14 protein-coding genes are annotated in these 15,673 nt (G+C 49.2%); all 14 read left to right on the forward strand.

Features of this window, described 5'->3' with window-relative positions:
* Nucleotides 1-190: 190 nt before the first annotated feature.
* The 14 genes from BN2373_RS05125 to BN2373_RS05190 all read left to right on the forward strand — a co-directional run bounded on the left by BN2373_RS05125 (nt 191) and on the right by BN2373_RS05190 (nt 15,658).
* On the forward strand, nt 191-1,243 hold the full coding sequence (locus tag BN2373_RS05125; protein WP_053943038.1) for an ABC transporter ATP-binding protein: 1,053 nt from the start codon (nt 191-193) through the stop codon (nt 1,241-1,243).
* On the forward strand, nt 1,240-2,070 hold the full coding sequence (locus BN2373_RS05130; protein WP_053943039.1) for an ABC transporter permease: 831 nt from the start codon (nt 1,240-1,242) through the stop codon (nt 2,068-2,070). Before BN2373_RS05125 ends, BN2373_RS05130 begins: the two co-directional genes overlap by 4 nt.
* Complete coding sequence (locus BN2373_RS05135) at nt 2,067-2,846, forward strand: ABC transporter permease (RefSeq protein WP_053943040.1); 780 nt, start codon at nt 2,067-2,069, stop codon at nt 2,844-2,846. The genes BN2373_RS05130 and BN2373_RS05135 overlap by 4 nt, the downstream gene beginning before the upstream one ends.
* A 1-nt stretch (nt 2,847) precedes the next feature.
* A complete protein-coding gene (locus BN2373_RS05140) occupies nt 2,848-3,918 on the forward strand; it encodes an ABC transporter substrate-binding protein (protein WP_053943041.1) in 1,071 nt (356 codons plus the stop codon).
* Nucleotides 3,919-3,930: 12 nt separating this feature from the next.
* Nucleotides 3,931-4,953 carry a DNA polymerase III subunit delta gene (gene holA, locus BN2373_RS05145; RefSeq protein WP_053943042.1) on the forward strand — a complete coding sequence of 341 codons (1,023 nt, stop codon included), beginning with the start codon at nt 3,931-3,933 and terminating at the stop codon, nt 4,951-4,953.
* An 8-nt stretch (nt 4,954-4,961) separates the two neighbouring features.
* Nucleotides 4,962-6,776 carry an ABC transporter ATP-binding protein gene (locus BN2373_RS05150; protein ID WP_053943043.1) on the forward strand — a complete coding sequence of 605 codons (1,815 nt, stop codon included), beginning with the start codon at nt 4,962-4,964 and terminating at the stop codon, nt 6,774-6,776.
* Nucleotides 6,766-8,640: an ABC transporter ATP-binding protein gene (locus BN2373_RS05155; protein WP_053943044.1), complete on the forward strand. Its 1,875-nt coding sequence runs from the start codon at nt 6,766-6,768 to the stop codon at nt 8,638-8,640. The genes BN2373_RS05150 and BN2373_RS05155 overlap by 11 nt, the downstream gene beginning before the upstream one ends.
* 123 nt (nt 8,641-8,763) lie before the next feature.
* On the forward strand, nt 8,764-9,066 hold the full coding sequence (locus BN2373_RS05160) for a type II toxin-antitoxin system RelB/DinJ family antitoxin (RefSeq protein WP_053943045.1): 303 nt from the start codon (nt 8,764-8,766) through the stop codon (nt 9,064-9,066).
* Nucleotides 9,063-9,413, forward strand: a complete 351-nt coding sequence (locus BN2373_RS05165; RefSeq protein ID WP_238379631.1) for a type II toxin-antitoxin system RelE/ParE family toxin — start codon at nt 9,063-9,065, stop codon at nt 9,411-9,413. The genes BN2373_RS05160 and BN2373_RS05165 overlap by 4 nt, the downstream gene beginning before the upstream one ends.
* A 189-nt stretch (nt 9,414-9,602) precedes the next feature.
* Complete coding sequence (locus tag BN2373_RS05170) at nt 9,603-10,751, forward strand: galactose ABC transporter substrate-binding protein (protein WP_053943046.1); 1,149 nt, start codon at nt 9,603-9,605, stop codon at nt 10,749-10,751.
* A 146-nt stretch (nt 10,752-10,897) separates the two neighbouring features.
* Entirely contained in the window at nt 10,898-12,433 is a 1,536-nt protein-coding gene (locus BN2373_RS05175; RefSeq protein ID WP_053943047.1) for a sugar ABC transporter ATP-binding protein, read from the forward strand.
* Complete coding sequence (locus tag BN2373_RS05180; RefSeq protein ID WP_053943048.1) at nt 12,426-13,448, forward strand: ABC transporter permease subunit; 1,023 nt, start codon at nt 12,426-12,428, stop codon at nt 13,446-13,448. The genes BN2373_RS05175 and BN2373_RS05180 overlap by 8 nt, the downstream gene beginning before the upstream one ends.
* A gap of 16 nt (nt 13,449-13,464) precedes the next feature.
* Nucleotides 13,465-14,481, forward strand: coding sequence for an aldose epimerase family protein (locus tag BN2373_RS05185; RefSeq protein ID WP_053943049.1), 1,017 nt, complete (start codon nt 13,465-13,467; stop codon nt 14,479-14,481).
* Nucleotides 14,462-15,658 (forward strand): galactokinase, encoded by a 1,197-nt coding sequence (locus BN2373_RS05190; RefSeq protein WP_082338027.1) that lies wholly within the window; start codon nt 14,462-14,464, stop codon nt 15,656-15,658. The genes BN2373_RS05185 and BN2373_RS05190 overlap by 20 nt, the downstream gene beginning before the upstream one ends.
* Nucleotides 15,659-15,673 lie beyond the last annotated feature (15 nt).

A 15,673-nucleotide genomic window follows, 5' to 3' on the forward strand; every position in this document is an offset into this window, starting at 1 on the left:
TTCGTGCTCCTTTCAAGCATTTTTCCTTGATTTCGTATCGTAAATTCTGGTCTGGACGTGTATAATAAGACGTCACTTTAAACTATACCCAATGTTCGACATTCAATAAATCAATTGCTCTACAAAAGCTACTACATTCGGGAACCCGACCAGGCAGCTTTCCAGCCGGAAGAGAGGAAAGGAGAAACACATGGAGCAAATACATTTGGTGGGCGTGTCTAAGTCCTTCGGTGATGACCTCATCCTTGACCACTTAGACCTAACGATTATTGAGGATGAATTCCTCACCTTGCTTGGCCCTTCAGGCTGTGGGAAAACAACCACCCTCCGGATCATCGGAGGCTTCACCCAGCCGGATGAGGGGAAGGTCTATTTCCACGGAAAAGACATCACCGACCTTCCTGCCCATCTCCGAGAGGTCAACACGGTTTTTCAGCAATATTCTCTCTTTCCCCACCTCAATGTGGAGGATAATGTCGCCTTCGGTCTTACCTTAAAGAAAGTGCCCAAAAAAGAAATCAAGAGCCGGGTGGATAACATCCTGGGCTTGTTAAATTTATCCGGCTTCCAGAAGCGGACCATCGACCAGCTTTCAGGCGGCCAGCAGCAGCGGGTGGCCATTGCTCGGGCTCTGGTCAATGAGCCGGAGGTCCTTCTTTTGGATGAGCCCCTGGCAGCTTTGGATGCTAAGCTCCGAAAGGGGATGCAGATCGAACTCAAAAGGATCCAGCGGGAAACTGGGGTTACTTTTATCTTCGTCACCCACGACCAGGAAGAGGCCCTGACCATGTCCGACCGGATCGTCGTTATGAACCAGGGCCATATCCAGCAGATCGGACGCCCCATCGACATCTACAATGAGCCGGTCAATCGCTTTGTGGCCGACTTTATCGGGGAGTCCAACATCGTCGAGGGAGTCATGGAGGCGGGGGACAAGGTGACCTTCTCCGGCCACACCTTCACCTGCTTGGATGAGCACTTCCCGGCAGGGGAGAGGGTGGACGTGGTCATTCGCCCGGAGGACGTGGAGCTGGTTCCCGTTGAAAAGGGCATGCTCCAAGGCCAGGTCCTGACCTCCCTCTTCAAGGGGGTCCACTACGAAATGCAGCTCCAGGTCGGGAACGAAGTCTACTTGGCCCAGTCGACACGGACTGCTCCCGTGGGATCTATGGTCGGCATCTATATTGATCCCGAAAACATCCAAAACATGCATAAAATACCTCAATCCGAGGTGGAGTCATGAGGGGCTACCGACGCTTGACCGGTCCTTACCTCGTTTGGGCCCTTATTTTTGTCCTGGTTCCCCTGACCATGACCTTTTATTATGCCTTTAGCCTGGATGGGGCTTTTAGCCTGGTCAATTTCCAGCGTTTTTTCTCAGGGCCTGCCCTGGCCACCTTGATCAAGTCCCTTCGAGTGGCCCTGATTTCCACCGTAATTTGTCTTGCCCTGGGTTATCCCATGGCCTATTTTATTGCCCAAAGTTCGATACGCTTTCGGCCCATGGCCATGACCTTGATCATTATCCCCATGTGGATGAACTTCCTCCTTCGGACCTATTCCTGGATGACCCTTCTCTCTCGAAAGGGGATTATCTCCACCATCCTGGTATCTCTGGGATTGGGACCTGTCGACCTCCTCTATACGGAATTTGCTGTCATTCTGGGTATGGTCTATAACTTCCTCCCCTTTATGGTTCTCCCCATCTATACCTCCCTATCCAAGATGGACCGGTCCCTGGTGGAGGCAGCCAATGACCTGGGAGCAAATCGGATCCAGACCTTCAGCCGGGTCATTTTCCCCCTGTCCTTGCCGGGGGTTTTTTCCGGCATCTCTATGGTTTTTATCCCGGCCATCTCCACCTTTGAAATTTCCACCCTTTTGGGGGGAAACAAAACCAATCTGATCGGCAACGTGATTGAACAGCAATTTACGGTAACGGGGAATTGGAATTATGGTTTTTCCATGGCTGTCATCCTCATGGTCTTTTTGGTTCTCTCCCTGATCTTTACCAAGGAGGAGGAAGAGGAAGGGGCAAAGAATAACCGGGCAAAAGGAGGGAAAAAATGAGCAAACACTTGAGACGGGTCTACATGGCCCTGATTTATCTTTTTCTCTATGCGCCTATCCTGGTTCTTATGGTTTTTTCTTTTAATGCAGGAAAGAACCGGGGAAAATGGGAGGGCTTTTCCTTAAGATGGTACCAATCCCTTTTTGGCAATGAAGCTATCCTACTTGCCCTGCGAAACACCCTTCTTGTGGCTTTTCTTGCCACTTTATTTGCCACCATCATCGGGAGCCTGGGGGCTTTGGCGATCTTTTACTACCGAAAAAGAGCTAAGCGGGCTCTCACCGCCATCAACCAGATCATCGTCATCAACCCCGACATCGTGACAGCAGTGGGCTTCATGGCCCTCTATGCCTTATTCCGCCTGCCTTCAGGCTTTGCCACCCTCCTCCTCTCCCATGTGGGTTTCTGTGTTCCTTACGTGGTGCTTTCCATCCTTCCCCGATTGGTTACCATGCCCAAGGCCCTGCCGGAAGCAGCCATGGATCTGGGGGCCACCCCCTTCCAAACTCTCCGCTATGTGGTTTTGCCCTACATGAAACCGGGGATTGTTTCCGGAGCCCTTATGGCCTTCACCATTTCCATCGATGATTTTGCCATCTCCTTTTTCACCACCGGAAACGGAGTGGACACCATCTCCACCCTGGTTTATTCCATGGCCCGGCGGGGGATCAACCCGGAGATTAACGCCATGTCCACCCTCCTCTTCCTGGCCATGCTCCTCCTTCTTTTGAGCGTGAATAAGAAGTCCTTGCAAGCCCTGGAAGGAGGAATCTGATATGGTTCGTTTTTGTAAAAAGAGAGGCATCCTTTCCCTGGCTTTTCTCTTGAGCCTGGTTCTCCTTCTCCCTTTGTTAACCGGATGCCAGAGGACCCGAACAAAGACCGGGAATGTGGTGAACATTTATAACTGGGGGGAATACATTGACCCCAGCCTGCTTAAACAATTCGAGGAGGAAACCGGAATTAAGGTAGTCTACTCCACCTTTGCGACCAATGAGGACCTTTTTGTCAAGATCCAATCCGGCGGTGCAAACTACGACCTAATCTGCCCCTCCGACTATATGTTGGATAAGATGAAGAAGGCCGGGCTCCTGGAGAAGATCAATTATGACAAGATTCCCAACATGAAACACATTGACCCGGAATTCCTCCACCATGCCTATGATCCGGATCAGGAATACTCGGTCCCTTATTTTTGGGGAACAGTGGGCATCGTCTATAATAAGACCATGGTCCATGAGGTCGTGGATTCCTGGGACATCCTCTGGAAGGAGGACTACCGTCGGAATTTGATGATGATGGACTCCACCCGGGATTCTTTTGCCATCGGACTGATTCGTCGTGGCTACTCCGTGAATTCAGACAAGAGGGAAGAGCTCGAGGAGGCCCAGAAAGACCTCATCGCCCAACGCCCTTTGGTTTATGCCTACCTGGTGGACCAGATCAAGGATGTCATGATTAACGATGAGTGTGCCCTGGCTGTGATGTTTTCGGGGGATGCCGTAGAGGCCCTGGAGCGTAATGAGAACCTGGATTACGTTATTCCCAGGGAGGGAACCAACATCTGGTTTGATGCCTGGGCCATCCCCAAGGGAGCACCCAACAAGGAAAATGCCGAGACTTTCATCAACTTCATGTCCCGGCCTGACATCATGGCCATCAACGCCCAGTATGTGGGCTACTCCCTGCCCTCTACGGCCGGTAAGGAGGCCCTCCCGGAGGACCTGCAGGATGACCCTGTGGCCTATCCGGATTTGGATTCGGTGGATCACCTGGAAGCCTTTAAGGACATGGGGGACTTTACCAAGGTCTATAACGAGCTTTGGCAGGATGTTAAGAACCAATAGCAAAGGATTATCATGAACTACGTGGAATGGATCGGGTCAGTGGATGAGGGAAAAAGGTCACCGGCCTACTTGGTTCGGGTGACGGAGCCCTTTCTCTGGGACCGGATGAAAGAGGTTATTCAAAATGATCTTTTAGGGGGGAATTTCCTGGATTTTAATTATCAGGAAGTCTCTTTTGAGGATCTTTCCGCGGAATCCTTCCTAACTGCTGCGGAAACCCTACCTTTTATGGGGGACCGGAGGGCCATCGTCATTGAAAATCTTCCTCTCCAGAAGGATGAGGTAAAGAAGAATGAGGCCCTTCTTGAGATTCTCGCCGGCTACCTGAAAGAACCCAACCGGTCCACTGTCCTCTTCCTCCATTATTTAGGCCAGGCTCCTTTTAAGGGGAAAGTATTCAAAGCCATGGCTCCCTATCTTCAAACGGTCGACCTCTACCGCCTGGACCGCCGGTCTTTGGAATCCTTTATCCACAAAAGGATTGGAGCTAAGGGGATTCGGGAGGACAAGGCCCTGCCCGCCTTTCTCGCGGACCGGTCAGGTTACCTGGATTACAAGTCGGAGATCACCCTCTTTTCTGTCGCCAATATGGTCGACGTGGCCCTGGGGATGAGCCGGGAGGGTCGCCTGTCCTTGGCTGATGCCAAGGCCGCCCTGGCCGACCCCCTGGAGGAATCCATCTTTGCTCTTATGGATGCTTTCGGAGGGCGAAAACGGTCCGACTGCCTTTCCATCTTCCAGGATTTTCGGAAGATCTCTGTAGAGGCCGGAATGGTCTTCAATATGACCGTTCGCCAAGTCCGAAACCTGATCGGGGTTAAGCTCCTCAAGGCCAGGAGGATTTCCCTGGGGGAGGGGACCAAGCGTCTAGGCCTGTCCTCCTTCGAATATCGAAAAATCCTGGGCTTTGTGGATAAGTATTCTCTGGAGGAACTTTACCGCTTCCACCACCAACTCTTCACGATGGATGTGGAAATGAAGTCCAAGTCCTATGATCTTATGGATGGGATGGAGCGGTTTTTTGCTTCAATTTAGGGGGAAGCATGAAAGAGAATGAAAAAGCAAAATATTCAATTTGGGAGAACGTATCCTTCATGTTGGCCGTGGCTTGGGAAAGCCAAAAACGTGTCCTATTCATCGGCTTGGCGGTGACCGGAGTTTCTTTAGCACTTAACCTGGTCCAACTATTCATTGCACCGGAGATTCTGGCACAGGTGGAGAAGGAGGCTTCCATCCAAGAACTTTTTCTTACCATTGGTCTATTTACCGGAGCCCTTTTTCTTTTTCAGGCTTTGAATGCCTATCTTTCGACCATCCGAATGCCGGGAGAAATTGATGTCCGCACAGCCATCATCCGCAAATTAACAAGAAAGAACCTGGATACCTCCTATCCCAATATTCATGACCCTAAAATGTTGAAATTGGAGGCCCAAGCTAAGCGGGCAACTCAAGGGAATAGTGATCCAGCTGAGCATGTCTGGCGGACCCTAACGGATCTTTTAACAAATGTACTGGGTTTTCTTGTCTATCTTTTTTTGCTTTCCGATGTCCATTTTCTTCTCCTTTTGTTGGTGGTGGGGACGGCCACAGGAGGCTTTTTTATTTCCCATTATATTTATGAATGGGAATACCGCCACAAGGAAGAAAGGGAAGCCTATGATAAAGAGATTAGTTATTTTTTACAAAAGCCACGTGAGATCCAGCTGGCTAAGGAAATCCGAGTTTTCGGCCTGGCTCCCTGGCTTCGGGAACTGAGAATGAAATCCATGAAGGCCCTATCCGCCTTTCTTGGTCGGAGAGAGAAGACCTATCTTTGGGCCAATGTTGTGGACGTGGTCCTCACCTTCCTCCGGAATGGGACAATTTATGCCTATTTGATCAAGCAGACCCTGGATCTGGGCTGGCCCGCATCCAGGTTCCTACTCCTGTTTTCTGCGGTGGGCGGGTTCACCACATGGGTGACCGGCATCTTAACCCAATTCAGCCAGCTCCATAAAGAAAGCCTTGCCCTCTCCCGAATCCAGGAATATCTTCACATACCGGAGCCCTTTTCCTTTGAAGAGGGACTTCCTCTGCCTTTGGCCCATGACTATGAGTTGGCCTTTGAGGAGGTCTCTTTCTCTTATCCGGGAAGTGAAAAGAAAATCCTGGATCATGTTAACCTGACGATCCATCCCGGTGAAAGACTGGCTCTGGTGGGCCTGAACGGGGCAGGGAAGACGACAATGGTCATGCTTTTTTGCGGTTTCTATGACCCTACGGAGGGCCGGGTCCTCTTGAACGGTCAGGATATTCGAGCCTATAACCGGAGGGATTACTATGCCCTCATTTCCGGAGTATTCCAGGATTTTTCCGTTCTTGACACCACAATTGCCGAATGTGTTGCCCAGACAGCGGATTTTGACCGTGTAAAGGTCCTTCGCTGTCTGGACCAGGCGGGTTTAACAAAAACAATAGAAAAGCTTCCCAAAGGAATAGACACCCACCTTGGCCGGGAAGTGTACTTGGATGGGATTGTTCTTTCCGGTGGTCAAACTCAAAGGTTGATGCTGGCTCGGGCTCTATATAAAGACGGCCCCATCCTGGTTTTGGATGAACCAACTGCTGCTCTTGATCCTCTTGCAGAAAGTGAGATTTATAGAAAGTACAAGGGGATGACAGCAGGCAAAACCTCTCTTTTCATCTCCCACCGATTGGCTTCTACCCGCTTCTGCGACCGCATCCTTTTTATTGCCGATGGCGGAATCCTTGAAGAGGGAAAACATGAGGATCTGGTCGCTAAAGAAGGTCCTTATGCGGATCTTTTTGAGGTTCAGAGCCGTTATTATCAGGAAGGAGGGGAGAAGAATGGAAAATAAAAGTAGCACATTTGGCTTCCGGGAGACTCTGGCTATCCACCGGAGGGCGGTGATCGACATGGACCGGCTCGCACCGGGTTGCTTCGTCCCTTTCATCCTTTCCTCCGGAGTAAAAGCCATCTCTCCCTACGTATCAATCTGGCTCTCCGCCCAGGTTATCAACGAACTGGCTTCCTTTCGCCGGCCTGATGCCTTGGGACGCTGGATCATTCTCATCCTGGTCATTACCATCGTCACTGACCTCCTTCAGGCGGTTTTGGACCGGTGGAAAAATGTGAAAGATGAACTCTTTTATAACCAGTATGAGTCTCTCTATACGGAAAAATTTCTTCAGCTGGATTATGCGGACTGCGATAAACAGGAAGTCCGAGACCTCTTCACCCAAATTCAGCAAAGTTCCAATTGGGGAGGGTGGGGTTTCGCTTATCTTCCCATGTATTTTTCCCAAGCCGTTGAAGGTTTTTTTGGGATCTTATCTGCACTTGCTTTGACCGTCAGCCTGTTTACCCAAATGGTTCCTTCATCAGGGGGAAGTTTGACTCTCCTTAACCATCCGATCTTTATCGCCGCTATCCTTCTTTTCATCCTTGGAGTGACCTTTCTTGGGCCTGCCCTGGGGAAGAAGGCCAATTCCATTTGGAGCGATCTGGCGGAGGAATCGCGTTTTGGAAACCGACTATTTAGTCACTTCTGTTTTATTGAGCTCGGGAATAAGGAAAAAGACATGGATCGACGGATCTATTGCCAAGGAGATTTGATGGCCCATTATGTTGATACCGTCAACATTTTTGGTGTCGGTTCACACTTTGACCGTCTGCTTGCCACGACAGTCGGGCTGAGGACCGCTTTCGCTGCAGGGCTGTCCGCTATTTTATCCGGTGGGATTTATCTCTTTGTTTGTTTGAAAGCTTTGGGAGGAGCTTTTGGTGTCGGAAGCGTTACCCAATATGTGAGAGCAGTTACCTCCTTTTCAGGCAATGCCTCCATGCTTTTGGAAACGGTCAACCATATGCAGACCAATGCGGAATTTTTGACGTCTATTTACCAATTTTTGGATATTCCCAATGTTATGGCAGAAGGAAAACAAACCCTGGAAAAAGGGAGGGGCCTCCTATATGAAGTGGAATTTAAGGACGTATCCTTCAAATATCCCGGTTCCGATCTCTGGGCTCTTCGCCATATTAACTTCCGTTTTAAGCAGGGAAGCCACTTAGCGATTGTAGGTGAAAATGGAAGTGGAAAGACGACTTTTATTAAGCTTCTCTGTCGCCTGTATGATCCTCAGGAAGGACAGATTCTCCTTAATGGGGTCGATATTCGTGATTATCGCTATGATGACTATATGGATTTCTTTGCCGTAGTCTTTCAAGATTTTCAACTCCTGGACCAGCCCCTGGGAAACAATGTAGCAGGCAGAAGTGGTTATGACCGGGGGGAGGTCCGGGATGCCTTGGTGGAGGCGGGATTTGGGGAGAAGTTGTCTCAGATGGAAAGAGGTTTGGATACCATGCTCTACAAGAAGCTTTCGGAAGAGGGAGTGGATTTATCGGGAGGCGAAGCACAGAAAGTGGCCATCGCCCGTGCCATTTACAAGGATGCTCCCTTTATTATCTTGGATGAGCCTACGGCGGCCTTGGATCCCATCGCTGAGGCGGAAATATATAGCAAGTTTGACCAAGTCGCTCAAGAGAAAACAACAATCTTTATTTCGCACCGTCTGTCCTCCTGTAAATTTTGTGATGAAATTGCAGTATTTGATGAGGGGAGGATTATTCAGCAAGGGTCCCACGAAGACCTTCTTGCTGGTGGGAAAGGGAAATACCATGACCTTTGGACGGCCCAGGCTCAGTATTATACAAAATAAAGTTGAAGGCCAGGAAATCGACAGACTAGGGCCTGAGGATATTCTTTCCAAGAGCAGATAGGTCAACGTGTTGCATAACGCAACACATTGACCTATCATTATAAATATAGGAGGTGAACTGATATGGCAGCTAATAAAACAGCAACTGTAAATGTAAGAATACAAGAGAACATTAAGAAGCAGGCTGAAGAAATCCTAGAAACGATTGGCATTCCCAGAGCAACGGCAATCGACATGTTCTATCGACAAATTATTTTTAATAAGGGTATCCCGTTTTCGTTAACGATCCCAAAGAGCTTACCAACTAGGGAAGAAATGGATAAAAAATCTTTCGATTCACTTATGGCAAATGGGTATTCCCAGGCAATTCAAGGGGACTCCTATCCGCTGGAAGATATTTTTGAAGAGCTGGAGGAAGGGCTTTGAAAGGGATTTATAAGATCAGAATCACAAGACAGGCTAAAGTGCATTTGAAAGCGATTAGGGATTATATCTCCAGGGATTTAAAAGAGCCCATTTTGTCGATTAAAATGCTTGAATTGATTAAGTCCGAAATTCAACTCTTAGAGACTTTCCCCCAACGCATCAAACGCATTAATGAATCACCCTGGCATGATTTGGGTTTTAGAAAAATTCGTATAAAAAATTACTATGTCTATTTTTGGATTGATGATCAAAAAGACATCGTTCATATTATTGCAGTTATTTATGTGAAAAGAGATCAAGAGAGTCAATTGAAAAAACTTGGGGTTGAAAAAGAAAATAAGGATTGAACAGTGTGAGATCATTTTCACCGGTTTGGCTCCCTTAAAGATTTGTCAAAGAGGTAAAAATAATGTAAGATGAGTTGACGAATTCCAATAGGGCGAGTGGATTATTTCTGATAATCCATGGCTCCTGTTGGAAACGTTGTCTTACTAATAGTTATGCTCGATGCATCGCTATATTCTAAGGAGGAATGAATGAAAACATCAAAAAAGTTACTCATGATTCTTGTTGCCTTCGCAATGGTCATTACTTTTGCTGCTTGTGGCAACAAAACACCCAGCGAGAGCTCTGAGGCTCCCGCCAGCTCCTCTGAGGCTGAAAGTCAGGCAGAACCTGCCGAAAAGCCCGCTGAAGGAAAAAGCTATGATATTGGTGTTGCGATTTACCAGTACAACGATAACTTCATGACCCAGTATCGCGAAGAACTCGATAAGTACTTCAAGGAACTCGGGGAGAAGAATGGTGTGACCTACAACGTTGAATTCCAGGACGGAAAGAACGACCAGGCCACCCAGACCGAACAGCTCAACAACTTCATCGCTCAGGGCAAGGATTTGATCATTGCTAACCTCGTCGATCCTACCGGTGCTGACCAGGTCATCAACTCCGCCAAACAGGCCAACATTCCTGTCGTCCTGATCAACCGTGAAGCCAATACGGAAACCATGCAGATCTGGCCCGGAAAAACCACCTATGTTGGTGTTGACGCTCGTCAGTCCGGAATTTACCAGGGTGACATCATTGCCGCTCTTGAAAATAAGGGTGACATCAATGGCGACGGTAAGGTAAACTACGTCATGATCATGGGCGATGCCGGTAACGTTGATGCCGAGCAGAGAACCAAATACTCTGTGGAAACCCTTCAGAAGACCATCCCCGCAGAATCCCTGGGCGAGCCCCAGAGAGGAAACTGGGCACAGGACAAGGGTCAGGAAATCGCCGCCAACGCTCTTTCTCAATATGGGAAAGATGTTGAAGTCATCTTCTGCAACAATGATGGTATGGCTCTGGGTGCCAAGCAGGCCATTGATGGTGCAGGCCGCAAGGTCAACGAGGACATCTACCTGGTCGGCGTGGACGCTCTTCCCGAAGTCGTTGAACTTCTTGGTAAGGGTGAATTCACCGGAACCGTGTTGAACGACTATTTCAACCAGGCTCATACCGCTGCTGAAGTTGCTGTCAAACTCTTAGCCGGTAACGACGTTTCTTCCTACTACTGGCATGACTACGTCAAGGTATTAAAGCCTGAAGACGCTGAGCTCAGCCGCCTGGACTACAAAGAAGAGTCCGTTGAAGAATATACCAAACGTATCCAAGAGCAGTACGGTGATGCTGCCAAATAAGTAATTCAATAGGGAATAAGGCACCGCTCCCTTGAGCGGTGCCTTTTCCTTATACTGTCAGTTTCGGAAGATAACTACTCTTTCGAGACAAACTTTTATCTGAATAATTCATCAACCATTCTTCGCAGACCTAGAAAGGGCCACCTATGAATGACATCATTCTAGAAATGAAACACATATACAAGGCCTTTCCCGGTGTTCAAGCCCTTGATGATGCAAATTTAACCTTGAGAAAAGGGACGGTCCATGCATTGATGGGGGAGAACGGAGCCGGAAAATCCACCTTGATGAAATGTCTTTTTGGCATTTATAAAAAGGACAGTGGGGATATTCTCTACCAGGGAAAAAGTGTCAATTTTACCACTTCCAAAGAAGCAATTGATGACGGTATCTCCATGATCCACCAGGAGCTCCAACCCATTCCGATGATGACTATTGCAGAAAATCTCTTTCTCGGAGACTACCCGACGAAAAAGGGCTTTGTGGACCATGCGGCCATGAATAAGGCAACAGCAGGTTATCTGGAAACAGTCGGACTTCATGTTCCACCCACTACGCTTCTTGCTAATTTGACCATATCCCAACAACAGTCTGTTGAAATCGCTAAGGCGATTTCTCATCATGCCAACATTGTCATTATGGACGAGCCTACATCTTCATTGACCATGAATGAGGTCGATACTTTATTTGAAATTATTCGCAATTTATGTAAGCAGGGAATTGGGATTATTTATATTTCTCACAAGATGGATGAAATCAAGGAAATTGCTGATGATGTCACCATCATGCGGGATGGAAAATATGTCGGCACCTTTGATGCAAAGAAAATCACCAATTATGAAATCGTCCGCCACATGGTAGGGCGTGAACTGACCAACCAATACCCGGACCATGTGGATGAGTCCACAGATGATATCGCCTTGGAAGTGAAGAACTTCACATCACCCACCCCCCATTCCTTTACCAACTGCTCCTTCAAGTTGAAGAAAGGGGAGGTTTTGGGCGTGGCCGGTCTGGTCGGTGCCCAGCGATCCGAGCTCATGGAATCCATCTTTGGTCTTCGTCTTCATGAGCCGGAAGGAGAACTTTTTGTCGACGGGAATAAGGTGGAGATTAATTCGCCAAAAGAAGCCATTAAAAATGGTCTGGCTTTAGTGACCGAAGACCGTCGTGGGTCCGGGATTTTCGGCGTCCTGGGGGTAGGAGACAACATCACCATCTCCTCCTTATCCAAGTATAAAAAGGCGACAGGCCTTCTCAACACTTCAAAGATGTCCGAAGTCGTCCAGAAGGGGATCGAAGCCCTTCGAATCAAGACGCCTTCCGCTGCTACCCATATAAATAACTTGTCCGGCGGCAACCAGCAGAAGGTCATTCTTTCTCGCTGGCTGGCTACCGATCCCGATATTTATATTCTGGATGAACCCACCCGAGGGATTGATGTCGGGGCAAAGTATGAGATCTATGAAATTATTGATGATCTCTCCAAACAAGGAAAATCAATTATAATGATTTCTTCTGAAATGGGAGAGATTATCGGGATGTCTGACCGGATCATGGTTATGTGTGAAGGTCGTATTTCCGGCTATCTCACAGCTGAAGAGGCAACCCAGGAGAAAGTGATGGACTTGGCCACCCGGTTCATGACGAAGAATGTTGTAGAAGGAGAAGCTCATGAGTGAAAAGATAAAAAAACCGGCTGACATTCGCAAGACCTCGGTAAAGGATTGGCTGATTGAGAACGCCTTAATCGTTGTTATCATCGCCATGGTGATTTATACATCATTTTCCGCCGATAACTTTGTCAGCTTTATTAACCTGAAGAATATCCTGGCCAATGTTTCCGTCCGCTTTGTGATTGCTCTTGGTGTTTCCGGTTGCTTGATCACACGAGGGACAGACCTTTCTGCAGGCCGTGTTGTAGGCTTAACTTCAGTGCTCACTGCTCTTATGCTCCAACGTCCGGAAGCTCCCGGCGTTCTTTATGAAGGGATTGCCGGATCGCCCATCCCCGTCGCCCTTTTAGCTGCCCTGGCCTTAGGTGCCCTGGTTGGCCTGTTAAACGGCTGCGTTGTCGCCTTCCTGAACGTTCCACCCTTTATCGCCACCCTGGGTACCCAGATTGCCATCTATGGGACGAATATGATCCTTTCTCAAAACAAACCCATCGGATCCCTAAATAATACTTTTACAGGCTTCGGTGCCCAAGGTTTGACCCTGGGCGGATTGATTATTCCCTGGGTTTTCTTTGTCGCCCTGGTCGTTGGTGTGGTCATGTACGTCGTCTATAATTACACCACCTACGGAAAAAATATGTACGCAATCGGCGGAAATGAGATTGCAGCAGAAGTATCCGGTGTTAACACTCAACGCTCTAAGCTGAAGATCTACACTATTGCGGGTCTCCTCTATGGACTGGCAGGATTCCTCCTCACCGCAAAAACCGGATCAGCGGCTGTTTCCGCCGGAACCGGCTACGAACTTGAAGCCATCGCGGCAGCCACCATCGGTGGCGTTTCCACCGCTGGCGGTGTGGGTACCGTTCCCGGAGTTCTTTTGGGCGTCCTGGTTTTTGAACTTCTGAAGACCTGCCTCCAGTTCCTGGGAATCACTCCGGAAATGACCAACATCTTCCAGGGTGCTGTCATCGTCATCGCCGTTGCCCTCGATATTCGCAAGACTATGCGGAAGAGATAGTCTTTGAGGAGTTTTCATGGACGGGAACAAAGATAGAATCATCAATGAACAGTCAAGGGTTCAGGAGGGGGCTTATCCCCCCCTTGAACCTTTTCTTTTGGAAAATGAGGACCTCCGTCTGGTTCTTTTGCCGGACCGGGGTTTTAAGCTGGCCTCTCTTTTTGACAAGGCCAAGGGGGTGGAGTGTCTCTTCCAGCCCCAAGGTTTAGCGGAAGGGGATGAGTACCGGCCCAGGAAGCTGGGGGAAATCTACCGGCCCAGAAAAGTGGGCGATGATTTTTCTCAATATGACCGGTCAGGACTGGACGATTGCATTCCGACCATCGACCCTTGCCAGATCCAGGACCCTCCCTTGGAGACTTTTGACCACGGGGAAGTCTGGTCCCAGGCCTGGCAATTAGTGGAAGAGCGGGAAAGAGAGCTGACCTGCCGGGTGGACCTGGTTTCCATGCCCCTGACCCTGGAACGAAAGGTCTCCCTGCAAGGCAGGGGAGTCCGTCTGGGTTACCGCCTGGTCAACCATGGGGATCGGGCCTATCCCTGGCTTTGGACTCTCCATGGGCTCTTCCGTTTTTCCCGGGAGGGAGTTTTGCTTCTACCGGAGCCGTTTTCCATAAAGAATGTCCAAAATGAGGAAGTTTGGGATTTTGATCCCCGGGTCTTAGCCCGGCTTCAAGATAACCATACCTATAAGTTTTATTACGAAGGGAAGGCCCCCAAGGGGCCAACCGGCATCCTTTATCCCGAGTCTGGTCTGGCTGTCCAGCTTCACTATGATCAGGATCTCTTTCCCTATCTTGGAGTTTGGATTACCACGGGGGGATACATGGGGGAGAAAAATTTGGCCATCGAGCCCTCCAACGGCTACTATGACCGCCTGGACCGGGCTATTAAAAACGGGACAGGGGACTGGTTGGAAGCCGGCAGGGAAACGACCTGGCAGGTGGACTTAACCATTCATGACCTGGAGGAGGATTCGGCTGCTTTGGGGATCATAGAGAAGGGAGTAAAATATGACCAGACCAAGAGATAATGAAGGACAGATCCTGGACAAGTTAAGTCGGGCCATGGATCAAAAGATGGGACCGGGCCCTGAAGGAAAATTTTTCTTTGCACCATCCCGGATTAACCTGATCGGGGAACACATCGACTATAACGGAGGCAAGGTCTTTCCCTGTGCTATTACTATCGGAACCTACGGCCTTGCCCGTCCAAACGACCTGGGCAAACTTCGCCTGGGTTCTCTTAATATCAGATCGTTTGGAGAGGTGTCCTACCCTCTTCCGGACTATGACAACAAACGGGGTTGGCTCAACTACCCCATCGGGGTTTTCCGCTACCTGGAGGACCTGGGTTATGGCCGGGATAAGAAAGACCGGGGACTGGATATTCTGATTTATGGAAACATCCCTAATGGGGCAGGTCTATCTTCCTCTTCCTCCATTGAACTCCTCTTTGCCGTCATTTTTGACCATTTCATGGCTGACGGACAAGTTGACCGGATGGACATGGTTCGTTCAGGGGTTTGGTGCGAGAATGAATTCTTTGGTCTGCATACGGGAATCATGGACCAGTATGTCATCGGTTTCGGCAAGAAGGACTATGCGATGGTTTTGGATACTTCCATTCCCAGCCATACCTATGTCCCCTTTGACCTTGACGGGGCGAAAATTGTCATTATGAATACCCGCAAGGCCAGGGCCCTCAAGGATTCCAAGTACAATGTCCGGCGGTCCGAGTGTGAACAGGCCCTCTCCATCCTCAGGAAAGAGAAAGACATCCACCATCTTTGCGATTTAGGTCAGGAAGATCTTTCTCTTTTAGAGAAAATTGAGGACCCTCTCCTTCGTAAGCGGGCCAAGTACGTTGTGGAAGAAAACATCCGGGTCATGGAAGCTGTCCAGGCCATGAAGGATCAGGATTTAACCAAGCTGGGTATGATCCTCCGTGCCGGCAACCGGGCTCTAAGAGAGGAATACGAGGTGACAGGGCCGGAGCTGGATGCCATCACCGGGGCGGCCAACGCCCATCCGGCTTGCTTTGGGGCAAGGATGACCGGGGCCGGGTTCGGCGGCTGTGCCATCGCCATCGTCAAGGAGGAGGAAGTCGACGATTTCATGGCAGAGGTCGGTTCAGCCTATAAAAAAGAGACGGGTCGGGATGGAGAATTCATCCTTTCAGAAGCGGGGGATGGTGCCAGACTCCTCTAAGCAAAAAAAGAGGGA

Origin of the sequence: Kallipyga gabonensis, assembly GCF_001286805.1 — a bacterium.
Taxonomy (GTDB): Bacteria; Bacillota; Clostridia; order Tissierellales; family Peptoniphilaceae; genus Kallipyga; species Kallipyga gabonensis.